Origin of the sequence: Streptomyces sp. NBC_01716, assembly GCF_036248275.1 — a bacterium.
GTDB lineage: Bacteria > Actinomycetota > Actinomycetes > Streptomycetales > Streptomycetaceae > Streptomyces.
Genome location: NZ_CP109181.1, coordinates 8,153,978 through 8,167,566 on the forward strand (window position 1 = coordinate 8,153,978; position 13,589 = coordinate 8,167,566).

11 protein-coding genes and 2 pseudogenes are annotated in these 13,589 nt (G+C 69.1%); 7 read left to right on the top strand and 6 right to left on the bottom strand.

What is annotated here, in order from left to right:
- Positions 1–22 precede the first annotated feature (22 nt).
- From OIE74_RS36210 to dhaK, 3 genes are all read right to left on the bottom strand, one after another.
- Entirely contained in the window at positions 23–433 is a 411-nt protein-coding gene (locus OIE74_RS36210) for a PTS-dependent dihydroxyacetone kinase phosphotransferase subunit DhaM (protein WP_329391411.1), read from the bottom strand.
- Positions 430–1,029, bottom strand: coding sequence for a dihydroxyacetone kinase subunit DhaL (dhaL, locus tag OIE74_RS36215; RefSeq protein ID WP_329392559.1), 600 nt, complete (start codon positions 1,027–1,029; stop codon positions 430–432). Before dhaL ends, OIE74_RS36210 begins: the two co-directional genes overlap by 4 nt.
- A gap of 115 nt (positions 1,030–1,144) precedes the next feature.
- Entirely contained in the window at positions 1,145–2,137 is a 993-nt protein-coding gene (gene dhaK, locus OIE74_RS36220) for a dihydroxyacetone kinase subunit DhaK (RefSeq protein WP_329391414.1), read from the bottom strand.
- Positions 2,138–2,638: 501 nt separating this feature from the next.
- On the opposite strand from dhaK, the pseudogene OIE74_RS36225 reads away from it, so the two are divergent.
- A pseudogene (locus OIE74_RS36225) lies at positions 2,639–2,934 on the top strand (site-specific integrase); the annotation flags it as partial.
- Between the two features lie 82 nt (positions 2,935–3,016).
- Here the strand turns inward: OIE74_RS36225 and OIE74_RS36230 are convergent.
- Positions 3,017–3,385, bottom strand: a complete 369-nt coding sequence (locus tag OIE74_RS36230; RefSeq protein WP_329391416.1) for a MerR family transcriptional regulator — start codon at positions 3,383–3,385, stop codon at positions 3,017–3,019.
- A 55-nt stretch (positions 3,386–3,440) separates the two neighbouring features.
- Between OIE74_RS36230 and OIE74_RS36235 the strand changes: the two genes are divergently transcribed.
- A complete protein-coding gene (locus OIE74_RS36235; RefSeq protein ID WP_329391418.1) occupies positions 3,441–4,592 on the top strand; it encodes a serine hydrolase domain-containing protein in 1,152 nt (383 codons plus the stop codon).
- 52 nt (positions 4,593–4,644) lie between these two features.
- Positions 4,645–5,517, top strand: a complete 873-nt coding sequence (locus OIE74_RS36240; RefSeq protein ID WP_329391420.1) for a sulfurtransferase — start codon at positions 4,645–4,647, stop codon at positions 5,515–5,517.
- Between the two features lie 473 nt (positions 5,518–5,990).
- Here the strand turns inward: OIE74_RS36240 and OIE74_RS36245 are convergent.
- Both OIE74_RS36245 and OIE74_RS36250 read right to left on the bottom strand, forming a co-directional pair.
- A pseudogene (locus tag OIE74_RS36245) lies at positions 5,991–6,242 on the bottom strand (Tn3 family transposase); the annotation flags it as partial.
- Between the two features lie 290 nt (positions 6,243–6,532).
- Positions 6,533–7,492, bottom strand: coding sequence for an NAD(P)-dependent alcohol dehydrogenase (locus OIE74_RS36250; RefSeq protein WP_329391424.1), 960 nt, complete (start codon positions 7,490–7,492; stop codon positions 6,533–6,535).
- A gap of 151 nt (positions 7,493–7,643) precedes the next feature.
- Between OIE74_RS36250 and OIE74_RS36255 the strand changes: the two genes are divergently transcribed.
- From OIE74_RS36255 to OIE74_RS36270, 4 genes are all read left to right on the top strand, one after another.
- A complete protein-coding gene (locus OIE74_RS36255) occupies positions 7,644–8,513 on the top strand; it encodes a helix-turn-helix transcriptional regulator (RefSeq protein WP_329392560.1) in 870 nt (289 codons plus the stop codon).
- Between the two features lie 713 nt (positions 8,514–9,226).
- On the top strand, positions 9,227–11,470 hold the full coding sequence (locus OIE74_RS36260) for an MMPL family transporter (RefSeq protein WP_329391426.1): 2,244 nt from the start codon (positions 9,227–9,229) through the stop codon (positions 11,468–11,470).
- 40 nt (positions 11,471–11,510) lie between these two features.
- Positions 11,511–12,758, top strand: coding sequence for a sensor histidine kinase (locus OIE74_RS36265; RefSeq protein ID WP_329391428.1), 1,248 nt, complete (start codon positions 11,511–11,513; stop codon positions 12,756–12,758).
- Positions 12,755–13,483, top strand: a complete 729-nt coding sequence (locus OIE74_RS36270) for a response regulator transcription factor (RefSeq protein ID WP_329391430.1) — start codon at positions 12,755–12,757, stop codon at positions 13,481–13,483. The genes OIE74_RS36265 and OIE74_RS36270 overlap by 4 nt, the downstream gene beginning before the upstream one ends.
- The last annotated feature ends 106 nt before the right edge of the window (positions 13,484–13,589 follow it).

Consider the following 13,589-nt stretch of genomic DNA (forward strand, 5'->3'; position numbering starts at 1 on the left):
ACCGTTCCGAGGCCCGGCGGCTTCAGACCTTGCGGTAGCTGTACGCCTCCACGGCCGCCGCCTCGACCGCGTCCAGGTCCGCGCCCGCCGACGCCGTCACCACGGCCGCGACCGCGCCTTCCAGGAAGGGCGCGTCCAGCAGCCGTGCGCCCTCCGGCAGTTCGTCGCCCTCGGCCACCAGCGACTTGACCGTCAGCACGGCACTGCCGAGATCGACCAGCAGGGCTACGCCCGCGCCCCGGTCCACCCGGGCCGCCGCCCCCGCGATCAGTTCGGAACTCGTCCCGAGCCCGCCGTCCGGAGTGCCGCCGGCGGCGGCCACCGGAGCGGTCGTTCCACCGCCCGCGAGCCCGACGGCCAGTTCCGCGACGGACTCCGCGACCGCCCGGCTGTGCGACACGAGCACGACGCCGACGTGCTTCTCGGTACTCATTCGCCCGCCGTCGCCGCGAGAGCCGCGATCAGCAGCGCCGAGGACGTGGCCCCCGGGTCCTGATGCCCGATGCTGCGCTCACCGAGATAGCTGGCCCGGCCCTTGCGGGCCAGTATCGGCACCGTGGCCACGGCGCCGTCCTCGGCGGCTGCCGCCGCGGCCGCGAAGGAGGTGCCGAGCGCCGCCACCGCGGGCTCCAGCGCGTCGATCATCGTCTTGTCCCCGGCCTTCGCGCCGCCCAGCTGCGCCACGGCTGCGACCCCGGCGCCCAGCGCCTCGGCCAGCTGGGCGGGCGTGACCTCGGCCGAGTCGTCGAGCGCCTTGCCCGTACGCCGCAGCAGCGTCCCGTACAGCGGACCCGAGGCCCCGCCCACCGTGGAGATCAACTGCCGCCCCGCGAGGATCAGTACGGCGCCGGGCGTGGCCGGCGACGCCTTCTCCAGCTCCGCGGTCACGGCCCGGAAGCCGCGCTGCAGATTGCTGCCGTGGTCGGCGTCGCCGATCGCCGAGTCGAGCTCGGTGAGATGGTCCGCCTCCCGTTCCACGGAAGCGGCCGCCGTCGTGAGCCAGCGGCGGAAGAATTCGACGTCGAGCACCGGCTCGGAATCCTGGTCGGACACAAGGTCTCCTCGAAGAGCGTCGGGCGTACGTGTCGGATGTGCCCGCCCGCCGGGTGAGGTCCGGGCCGGCGGAGATCCACCGGAGACGGACCTAACGACCCCAGCGCAGTGCGGGCGTCCGCACCGGCGCGTCCCAGAGCCGCAGCAGATCCTCGTCGACCTGACAGAGCGTCACCGAGCACCCGGCCATGTCGAGCGAGGTCACGTAGTTGCCGACGAGCGTACGGGCCACCGCGACGCCCCGCTCGGCCAGCACCCGCTGCACTTCGGCGTTGAAGCCGTACAGCTCCAGCAGCGGCGTCGCACCCATGCCGTTGACCAGCGCGATCACCGGACCGGACGGGCGCAGATCCTCCAGGACCGCGTCGACGGAGAAGTCGGCGATCTCACGCGACGTCATCATCGCGCGCCGCTCACGCCCCGGCTCGCCGTGGATACCGATGCCCAGCTCCAGCTCGCCGTCCGGCAGGTCGAAGGTCGGGCTGCCCTTGGACGGAGTGGTCACGGCGCTGAGGGCTACACCGAAGCTGCGCGAGCTCTCGTTCACCTGCCGCCCGATCGCCTCGACCCGCTCCAGCGTCGCGCCCTCCTCGGCGGCGGCGCCGGCGATCTTCTCGACGAAGAGGGTGGCACCCGTACCGCGCCGGCCCGCGGTGAAGAGACTGTCCGTCACGGCGACGTCGTCGTTGACCAGCACCTTGCCGACCCGGATGCCCTCGTCCTCGGCCAGCTCGGCGGCCATGTCGAAGTTGAGGACGTCCCCGGTGTAGTTCTTGACGATGAACAGCACACCCGCGCCACCGTCGACAGCGGCGGCGGCCCGCACCATCTGATCGGGCACGGGACTGGTGAAGACCTCACCCGGGCAGGCGGCGGAGAGCATCCCGGGCCCCACGAACCCGCCGTGCAGCGGCTCGTGCCCGGAACCACCGCCCGAGACGAGCCCCACCTTTCCCTCGACGGGGGCGTCACGGCGTACGATCACACGGTTGTCCACATCGACGGACAGCTCGGGGTGCGCGGCGGCCATCCCCCGCAGACCATCGGCGACCACGGTCTCCGGGACATTGATGAGCATTCTCAACGGATCCTCCTCGAACGATTACCACCCAGGCTTCTGAGCTGGGTTCTACCTGGTCAACCGATGTGTCGTGGGCTGTACGCCCTGGCGGTCTGTGACGGTCGATGGCGCTCCCCGGCGGGGGTGTTGCTGACTTCATGCCGACTTTCCTGATGGGGCGTCAGGCTGCCTTCGGTCCGATCCTTCCCCGTGCCCGGCGCACTCAGTATCGAAGAGGCAGGCGTGGTCGTGAAGCCTGGCGCGCGGTCATCGAGTGGTCTGTAGGTGGTGGTTTGATTCTTTGCAGTTTGATGCAGGTTGATTCGCGGAGAAGCGCACGATGGCCGCGTTCGACTCCAGCTGATTCCGATGACGCACCACGTGGAGTGCGTGGCGACCCTTGAACCGGCCGCAGAGGCCGTCTGACCTGCGGGTTCGCGGGGTGTGCGCTATGTGCGCCGTGGGCGTTCCGGGCGATATCCTGACGCTGAAACGACGCTCCCAGAGGCATCGTGACGCTCATTGGTCGTCAGCCCGCGCGACGGTGCCCAGGCACCGGGGCTCGTCCGGCTGTCGTACGGCCAGGCCCGCGTTCTGCTGGACGAACACACCACTGGGCGCGGGCCGGGTACGGGTTGGGATCTGCACGAGTGGCGGCACTCCGGCCTGACCCATCTCGGCGAGCAGGGCGCATCCCTGCTGATGCTGATGGCGAAGTCGAGGCATCGGAAGCCGGAGAACGTCCGCCGCTATTTCGAGCCTCTCCGGATGCCGTCGCCGAGGTGACCGGTCTGCTCGCGCCCGGCGACACCAGGCGGTGACCTGGGGCGGTCAGCGGGAGTCCGCGACCAGAAGGTCGACAGAACCATCTGGGCGTGATCACCGACAGAGAAACGTGGGTCATCAGTTCGCGCGCACTCGGAGTTCGGTGAGGTAGTCGGCGATCGCGTCACGGTTGCGGGCCAGGATGTCGATGCGTTCGGTCAGCCTGTCACGTTCGCGTTCGAGTGCCGCCACCGTCTCCGATGTGACGCCTTCAAAGACGATCGGATCGCGCGGAGATTCCAGACAGGGCAGGATCCCGCGGATTGCCTGCGTCGACAGGCCGGCGTTCAGCAGTTCGCGGATCTGCTGGACGCGGCCCAGGGCCGCTTCGCTGTAGTCGCGATAGTTGTTGGGCCCACGGGTCGAGGTGATCAAGCCCTTTGCCTCGTAGAACCGCACCTGTCGCGGAGAGGCACCTGCTTGGGCAGCCAGCTCGCCAATACGCATATCAGCACACTACCGCTTGACCTTGACACCAGCGTCAAGGTTTGACGATGTCGGCATGACCGAACTGAACGGAACCGTCAGCCCAACGTTCGAATCCGTCCGCTACGCCGTGGAGGACCAGCTGCGCAGCGGCGCCGAGGTGGGCCTGTCGCTGGTCGTCGATGTCGACGGCCAACAGGTGGTGGACCTGTGGGGCGGCCATCGCGATGCAGCACGCACGCAGCCCTGGCGACGCGACACGATCACCAACGTGTGGTCGATCACAAAGACCGTGACCAGCCTTGCCGCCCTGCTGCTCGTGGACGCCGGCGAACTGGACGTCTACGCGCCGGTCGCCCGCTACTGGCCCGAGTTCGCCGCGAACGGCAAGCAGGATGTCGAGGTGCGGCATCTGCTGTCACACACCTCGGGCGTGTCCGGCCTGGATCACCCCGCGCGGCTTGAGGACCTGTACGACGTGCGCGCGGCGGCCGCCCGGATGGCTTCTCAAAAGCCTTGGTGGGAGCCCGGCACGGCTTCCGGCTACCACGTCCTCAACTACGGCCATCTGACAGGCGAGCTGATCCACCGCCTGACCGGCCAGTCGCTGCGCGAATTCGTGCACCAGCACATCGTCCAGCCGAGCGGCGCCGATTTCCAGATCGGGCTGCGCGGCGCCGACGTCGAACGAGTCGCCGACGTCATCGCACCGACACTCGACTTCGATCCCTCGACGCTCGATCACGACACCGTCGCCTACAGGACCTTCACCGGTCCCTCATTCGAAGCCGGCGCGGCCAACACCCCAGCCTGGCGCGCAGCCGACCTCGGCGCGGCCAACGGACACGGGAACGCTCTGGCGATCGCCGAGATTCTCGCCCCCATCACCCGTGCAGGCGCCTCGGCGCACGGTCAGCTCCTCAAGCCCGACACCGTCGGACTCATCTTCAATGAGCAGTCCAACGGTGCGGACCTCGTCAGCGGACTGCATCTGCGATGGGGCATCGGATACGCGTTGCCCGACCGGCGCACCCTGTCCTGGATCCCTGACGGCCGCATCGCCTTCTGGGGTGGCTGGGGCGGCTCGATGGCGATCATGGACCTCGACCGGCGCATGACGATCAGCTATGTCATGAACAATATGGGGGCCGACATCCTCGGATCACAGCGGGCCGCGGCCTACACCACCGCCATCTACCAGGCCCTCTGTGACGGCAACCTCTCCTGACCAGCCCACCGTCAGCGTCGCGGGCACGAACCACGGAGGAGAGGAAACACCCATGACCACACCAGAGCATCCCGCTCTACTCAGTGCCGAACAGCTTTCCGAGGCCCTGCACGACCCGCGGCTGCGGGTCCTGGACGCCTCGACGTCGTTGGTACTCGACGAATCGACCGGCAGCTACATGGCTACTCCCATGCGCGAGGCGTACGAGGAAGCCCATATCCCCGGCGCCGTCTTCGCTGACGTTCCGGGCGCGCTGTCGGCTCCGGACGCGACATTCGACTGCACGCTTCCCACCGGTGAGTATTTCGCCGAGCAGGCCGGCCGCCTCGGCATCGGCAACTCCTCGCGTGTGGTCGTCCATGACTCGGGCGGAGCCTGGGCAACACGCCTGTGGTGGCTGTTTCGGGTATTCGGCCACGACAACGTCTCCGTACTCGACGGGGGAAAGCGCGCGTGGACAACAGCAGGGCTGACCGTCGAGTCAGGGCCACGGATCCCCGACCCCGGCCGCTTCACCGCCCATTTCCGCCCCGCGCTGGCTGCGGGCACGGAGGAAGTCGCCACCCGCGATCAGGAAGCCGTGTGTCTGGTCAACGCCCTGGACCCCGCGACCTTCCGCGGCGAGCAGGAAGTCAATCCGTATCCCCGCCGGGGCCGTATCCCTGGCAGCGAGAACCTGCCCTTCGATTCCCTGCTCGACCCGGCAACTGGCACGTTTCTTCCCCCAGCGGTACTCCGCGAAAAGCTGGACACGACCAGTCTGCTGCGGTCAGGTCGCCCGATCACATACTGCGGCGGCGGCATCGCCGCCTCCCTCGTGGCCTTCGCCGCGTACGTCGTCGGGCAGCCCGCCGTGGCGATCTACGACGGTTCGCTCTTCGAGTGGACCAGTGATCCGGGCCGACCCGTAGACCTGGGCGGCTGATCCGTCCCGCCGAACGACGAAGGCCCCGGCGAGGGCGTCGGCGGCGACTGGCCACGGGCTCTCCACCTGGGGTGCTGTGCTGCAAGGTGGCAGAAGAGATAGATCGGTGCATCTCCTCCGGAGGGAAGCGCTGACCTGGGTCGATGCCAGATCCAGTGCACGGGTGCGGAGAGGCCTGCCCGACGTAACGGCCGATGGCGGGCCCGAGACGGCGGACAAGATTTCCGTGGCGTGGTACCTGGCGGGGCCGCAGCCGTGATGATGTCGGAACGATCAAAACCGGCTGATCTGCGCAGGCCGGCCCTTCCCTCAGAACGAGCTGTACCCGCTGGCCTTGGTCACCAGGGTCACGGCGACGACGAACTCGGCGGGACATTCTTCACTCGTCGTCAACGGTGTGCGGGTCCCGCAGGGGACGGGGGCCGCCGGGCAGAGGACGACGGCGTTGAGGACCAGGCCGAGGGCGCCGATCTGTGCGCGATCGCGTCACCCAGCGGGGTCGACCGCCCGTCCCGGGACAGCATGCGGATGACGTCGTAGGCGCGCAGGGCGCCGGTGTGGATGGAGCCGATGATCCGCAGGATGTCCTCCCACCGCCGCTCGATGTGGGCGAGGTCCACCCGACCACGGGCAGCGTCAGTGAAGGCGCCGCAGTCGGCGGTGCGGTCGACGCGCCACATCTTCTGGTCCGGCAGGTCCGCCAGCTGCGGCGCGTACGCGAACCCCAGCACCCCACCGCCGCTTCGAACAGCGCCTTCGGGCCCTCACCGGTCGTCCAGGCCCGCGCGTCGACCCACACCCGCAACTCGGCTTCCGCCTCGGCGAACTCCGTGTCCTTGATGCCGAGCTGCTCGGCGAGGTAGTCGACGACTTCGGCCGGCACGTCGGTCGAGTTGTCCAGGAACACCCCGATGTTCCTCAACCCCGGTGACGTCCTTGACCGGCTGTGAGTCGACTGTCCGTGTGCCCGGATCCGCGGCATCGACCTGCGCACCACGCCCCACTGACCGGCCCGTCAGACGGAGTCGCGCGGCACTGTCACCACGTGCTTGCCCACGACGCCGCCGTGCTCGAACGCCTCGTGCGCCGCGGCGATGTCCGCGAGCGGATACACGCTGTCGATCACCGGGCGCAGCGAGCCGGAGGTGACCTGGTCGGCCAGGTCGCGCAGCAGGGGGGTTTCGGGGTTGGCGCTGAAGGTGCGGATGCGGCGGGAACCGTGCACGCTCGACGCGGCGATCGCGGCCAGGGCCGACGGGGACAGTCCGACGGTGACCATCCGGCCGCCCTTGGCCAACCGGCTCCGGTAGCAGTGCAGTTCCGTGCCGACGGTGTCCACGATGACGTCGAACGGCCCGATCCGGTCCGAGGTGGTGGAACCGTAGTCGAGGACCTCGTCGGCGCCGAGGTCGGTCAGGAGCTCGGCGTGGCGGTCGCGGGCCAGCGCGGTCACATGGCTGCCCATGGCGTGTGCCAACTGCACGGCGGCCGTGCCGACTCCGCCGGCCGCACCCCGTACCAGGATCCGTTCCCCGCTCGTGAGGTGCACGCTGTCGCGCAGCGCGATCAGCGCCGTGGAACCCGCCACCACCAGGGCTGCCGCCTCGACCGACGAGAGGTCCGCCGGGGCGTGGGCGATACGGTCCGCGGAGACGACGACGTACTCGGCCGCCCCGGCGACGGAGTGCCGCTGCCGGGGATGCACCATGCCCCACACCTGCTCCCCTGCCCTGAATCCCGCCACATCGGCGCCGGTCGCGGTGATGGTGCCCGCGAAGTCCAGTCCCACACCGATCGGGAACCGGCGTCCCGACACCATCTTCAACTCTCCCGCACGGACGATCACATCGTGCCCGTTCACGCTGGACGCCTCCACCGACACCAGTACCTCACCGGCGCGAGGAGCGGGACGATCCACGTCATTGATCCGCAGTACGTCCGCCGCACCGAAACTCGTGATCTGAACGGCCTTCATGTCGCTGTCCTTCCGTGACCGGCTGTGGTGCGTCCGATGCTGGACGCTTCGCACGGCATAACGGTCGTTCCCCTTGTCATGGGTCTGACAGACCCACCCTCGCGGGCCGCACCGGCGGCATACTGGCGCCGTGACCGACTCCTCCCACGCCATGAGCCACGACCCCCGACGCGAACTCGCCCAGTTCCTGCGCACCCGCCGAACCCGGCTGCGACCACAGGACGTGGGACTGGAGCCCGGCCCGCGGCGGCGCGTCGCCGGGTTGCGGCGGGAGGAACTGGCCCTGCTGGCGGGGGTGAGCTCGGACTACTACCAGCGCATGGAGCAGGGACGCGACGTACGGCCCTCCGAACAGGTCTTGGATGCCCTCGCGCGCGCCCTCAACTTCTCCGCCGAGGAGACCCGCCACCTGCACAGCCTGGCCGCCGCCGCACGTACACCGGCCCGTCTGCCGCATTCGTACGAGCCCGAGGAGGTACCGGACACCACGCTGCGGCTGCTGCGCGGCATGACTTCGCCCGCTCTGGTCGTCGGCCGTTTCCTGGATGTGCTGGCCTGGAACCCGCTCGGCGGTGCCCTGCTGGGTGAGTTCACCCGGCAGCCGCAGAGGGAGCGGAACCTGCTGGCGCTGTTCCTGCACCCCGAGGCCGACCGGGCGTGCCCGAACCGCGCAGCCACCGTCGCCGAGCTGATCGGAATGCTGCGGATACAGGTCGCCGCCGACCCCGGTCACCCGCGCGCGGTCGAGTTGGTGGGTGAGCTGGCCGTCCACAGCGACGAGTTCGCTGCCCAGTGGGCCCTCCACGACGTGAAGGAACCGACTCGCGGCCAAATGCGCCTCAACCACCCCCGGGTCGGCGACCTGAACCTGGACTGGGACGCCTACCCGATACCGGGCAACCCCGGCCCCGCCCTCATCGTCTGCACCGCCGCCGACGACAGCCCTGACGCCGAACGGCTCCAACTGCTCGTCGGCCTGCTGGGACCCCTTGACCCACACGGAATGAGAATCTGCGGGTGAGTTCGGGCTTGGAGCAGTGGGCCTGAGACGTCATCCGCTGAGTAGGCGTTCCCTTCAGCGGCTGGGGCGTGTTTTAGAAGTCCCGTCTGGCCCACGACGTTGGCACGCGCGCTCGCCGCGTTGTCGGAGTCATCCAAGTACGTCCGGTCCATCTACGGGGCTGATCCTCCGCCTTGCGATCGCACGCACCAGACGCCGTGGGCCCCGCCCAGTGGGCGGACGACGCTACTTCTCAAACACGCCCTAGGGCCTCGCTGAGACGGGAGGTGAGGGCGTATCGGAGAGGCGAATCACATGTGTGCTCTGCTCGTCGATCAACTGGAACACCGGTGCTCACCTTGGGCGAGAGCGGCGGCTGGGCCGAGTTCAGGGCAGCGGCCGGGTGCGTGGCGGTGAAGCGTGATCTGACCGCGGGCAGCATGTCACCTTCGTCGGCTGCGACGTGCTCGCGGGCCAGGGCGGCGATGGGGCCGACGATGCCTGCGCGTCATCCCGGAGGTACCTCGCGGGCAGCGAAAGAGGCACCTTCAGCGTCCTGGAACGGTTCAGAGCCGGATCGAGACGCTTTTACCGCGAGCGCAGTACCCGCGCGTTCCCTTGTACTGCGGGAGCGCGACGATCGTCTTCACGGTCGCGACAAAGCTGGGCAGCGTCCATCACCGCGTGTCCGACTGCCGTCAGCGCGCGGCCGTCGTCTGTCGCGAGGATGTCCTATGTCAGCTGTACTGGAGAGAATCGGCGCGTTCAGCGCCCGGAACCGGGGAGCTGTGGCTGCCGCGTGGCTGGTGATACTGGGTGCCGTCTTCGCGCTCACTCTGGGCGGGGTGAAGTCCTCCGACTCGGGCTTTGAGATTCCCGGCTCGGAGTCGGCGACCGCCCTCGATACGCTTCACCGGCAATTCCCCGAGACCGCTGAGGCCAAAGGCGAGGCGTCGCTGCAACTCGTGTTCGCCGCACGGCAGGGGGGGAATGTGTCCGATCCGGTGGCTTCCCGCGCGATCAGCGCCTCGGTCGTCGCCGCAGGGAAAGTGCCCGGTATCACTGCCGCGAGTGATCCCTTCTCGGCACCCGCGAAGTCCGGAGAGCGCGGGGAACACGCGGGGGCTGCTGAGACGGTGTCGCCGGACGGCCGGGTCGCCGTGTCGATGCTGGCCGCTGTCGGCCTGGACGACGCGCGAGCCGAAACCATGACCAGGGAGCTGTTGGCGGCGGGCGAACCGGCTCGGGCGGTCGGCCTCCAGGTGGAGATCGGAGGCGAGCTCGCGAGCGGCGAGCCGGAGCTCCTCGGGCCGACCGAGATCGTCGGCGCGCTCGTCGCGCTGCTCGTCCTTGTGCTGACCTACGGCACGCTCACTGCCGCCGGCGCCACCATGGGAAGCGCGCTTATCGGCGTGGCCGTCGGAGTGCTGGGCATCCTGGGGTACTCGGCGCTGGGCTCCGGCATCGAGAGCACCACCCCGATCCTCGCGGTGATGCTGGGCCTGGCGGTCGGTATCGACTACAGCCTGTTCATCATGGCCCGCTTCCGTGATGAACTCCGGGCGGGTCTTACGGTGCCGGACGCCGCGGCCCGGGCCGCGGCGACTGCCGGGACAGCGGTGGTCTTCGCAGGAGCGACCGTTTTCGTCGCCCTGGCCGGACTCACCGTCGTCGGCATCCCCTTCATCACCGAGATGGGCCTGGCAGGTGCCTTCGCGGTGGCGGTCGCCATCGCCGTCGCCATCACCCTGCTGCCGGCCGTCCTGAGTACTCTGGGACACCGACTTCTTCCCCGCCGCGAGCAGCGCGCCCAACAGCGACCGGCCCATCCCCGCGAGTTCACGCACAGCCCAGGGCGCCTCGTAGCCTCCTGGGCGCATTTTGTCACCGGTCGACCGCTCGCTGGGCTGCTCGGCGGGATCGCCCTGCTCGGTGTGCTGAGCATTCCCGTTGTGTCGATGTCGACCGAGCTGCTGGTACCGGGCGGTGAGGATCCCAAGGACACTCGCAGGGCCGCGTACACGTTGGTGACCGACGCCTTCGGTGCAGGGTCCCAGGATCCACTGATTCTGCTGGTCGAAGGAGACGGCGCAGCCCGCACGGCTGATGAGACGGCGAAAGCGCTGCGCACCGACCCCGCAGTGGCCTCCGTGTCATCCGCCGTGGCCGACGAGGACGACACGGATGCCTATATCCAAGTCGTCTCCCGATACGGTCCAACAGACCCGGGAACGGGGGAACTTGCCGACCGGATCAGGAAGACGCAGGGTGGCCAGAACGCGGCCACCGTCTCGGTCACCGGTGCCGTCGCCGTCGACATCGATGCCACCGACCAGCTCAGCACCGGGCTCATCGTCTATCTCTTCTGCGTCGTGGGCCTCTCACTGCTCCTGCTCGTACTCGTGTTCCGGTCGCTGCTGGTCCCGCTGCTGGCAACGCTGGGATTCCTCCTTTCCCTCGGCGCCGCTCTGGGGGTGACCACCGCCGTGTTCCAGTGGGGCTGGGCCGGCAATCTGGTGCAACTGGCCGAGGCCCGCCCGCTGTCAGCGATGCTGCCCCTCATCGTCACCGGCGTACTGTTCGGGCTGGCAATGGACTACCAGGTGTTCATGGTTTCCCGCATTCAGGAGGCATACCGTCGGGGACTCTCACCCGTCGATGCCGTGGTCGACGGCTTCCGCCGGGCGGCCGTCATCGTCGTCGCCGCCGCGGTGATCATGGCGGCTGTCTTCGCCGGCTTCCTCCTCAGCGGGGCGCTGACCCTGGTTGCCTCCATGTCGCTGGCCCTGACGATCGGGGTGCTGGCCGACGCGCTGATCGTTCGGATGGTGCTTGTCCCGGCCGTACTGGTGCTGGCCGGGAAGCGTGCGTGGTGGCTGCCCGGCCGGCTCGACCGGCTATTGCCGACCATCGACCACGACGGCTCCCATGCCCCGGCGAAGCCGGAAGAGGCCTCTTCGGTCCCGGTATCGTCGTGACCATCTGCCGGAACGACCGATGAGGGCGGGGGAGGGCGACATGACGCGTACGGACCCGGCCCGGCGCCCGGACCCACTGTGGTGGGGTGCCACCGCCTTCGGGCTGGTACTTCAGATCACCGTCGCCGCCGCCGAGATCGCAACCGGAGCCTCTCCGCTCGCCCTCTCCCTCCTCGGTGCCGGATCAGTCGGCCTGGCTTTACCCGCCCGCTACGCCCGCACCAGCGCCGCGGCCGCTGTTCTCCTCACCGCGGCCCTGGCCATTGACCCGCACCCGTGGGGCATGTGGATGGTCCCGCACCTTCTGCTGTTCCGCTTGGCCCTCAGCCGGCCCCGCGGTGAGGTGCTCGCGACAGCCGGTCTGATGGCCGCCGTGATGTGCGCCGAGGCCCTCGCGCCCACAGGTGACGGTGTATGGTTCGCGCCCGCGCAGTTCGGGTTGCTCGGGCTCACCGCCGCCACCGCGGGAACGGGTCTCTACCTCCAGACCCAGCGTCACTACACGGCGGCGCGCGCGGAATGGAATCGCCGTGAACGCCTGCGCCAAGAACAGGAGATCACGCATCGGGTAATGGCCGAGCGCCTGCGGATTGCTCACGATCTGCACGACAGCGTCGCCCACCACATCGCGGTGATCGGGGTGCACACCGGTCTGGCCCGTACCACGCTCCACACCGATCCCAAAGTGGCCGGGACCGCCCTCGCTGAGGCGCAGTCCTCGGTCCGCGAGGTGCTGCACGAACTGCAGGACGTCCTGCGAGTCCTGCGTACCCAGGAGATCGGCTCCGACGGTGTGCTCGACGCGCCGATGCGCGGTGCCGCCGGCATCCCGGACCTGCTGGACCGGGTCCAGCGGGCCGGACTTGTACTCGACGAAGACGTCGAGGAACAGGTCGGCTCCCGAACCGGCACGTCCGGCATCCGCGACGTGATCGCCACGCTGCCCCCCTCGCTGCCGCCGGCTGTCGATCTGGGCCTCTACCGGGTCATACAGGAAGCACTGACCAACGCTCACAAGCACGGCGACGGACGAGCGAGCCTCACGCTGAACGTCGACAACGGCCAACTGGCGCTCCTCGTGACCAACCGGGTTTCTTCACACGCGGCACGCAGCGCCGGCGGCTTCGGGCTGATCGGGATGCGCGAGCGCGTTCTCGCGGCGGGCGGGCAGCTGGACGTGACCCACCTCGAGGGAGTCCACCGCGTCCGTGTCGTACTTCCGCTCGACGTCACGGAGGGGCAGAACCCGGTCGGTGTTCCCCCCGACATCACAGGTGAACAGCCATGATCCGCATTGTGCTGGCCGACGACCAGGCCATGATCCGCTCCGGCCTGCGTGCCCTGCTGGAGACAGATCCCACCATCACGGTCGTGGACGAGGCCGAGGACGGTGCCCAAGCCGTCCGGCTGACCAGGCGCCATCGCCCTGATCTGGTGGTCATGGACCTTCGGATGCCCCGAGTCGACGGAGTCGAAGCCGTCCGCCGGATCCGGGCCGATCCCGACACCTCCCGGGTCCCCATCCTCGTACTGACGACCTTCGACTCCAACGCCCACGTCGTCGCTGCCATCCGGGCCGGCGCCGACGGCTTCCTCGGCAAGGCCGCCGAACCCTCCGAACTCCTGGCCGCCGCCCACGACGTGGCCGAGGGCGGATCAACTCTCTCCCCTGCCGCTGCGCGCGCCCTCGTAAGACACACCGCACAACCGGAGACGGCCGCAGCTCACGCGACACCCGAGACGAACGCCGAGCGGGTCCGCCGGGCGGCCGCCCTCACCCATCGAGAGCGCGAAGTCGCCGTCCTCGTGGCCCAGGGGCTCACCAACAGCGAGATCGCCGCCCACTTGTTCATCTCACCGCTGACCGCCAAGACCCACGTCAACCGCGCCATGCGCAAACTGGAAGCCGGTGACCGGGGGCAACTCGTCATCGCCGTCTTCGAAGCGGGGTTGCTTCAGCCCGGTGGGCACCCTGGCCCCACCGATCGCCCGGACGTCCCCGACGCTCCATAGCACTCCGGCCGCTGGAATGGAGCCTCAACTCACCCGCGCGATGGCCGCTCAGCAGCGCTTCCCGGCCCGGAACCACAAGCACGGCATCGTCATGGTGCTTGACCGG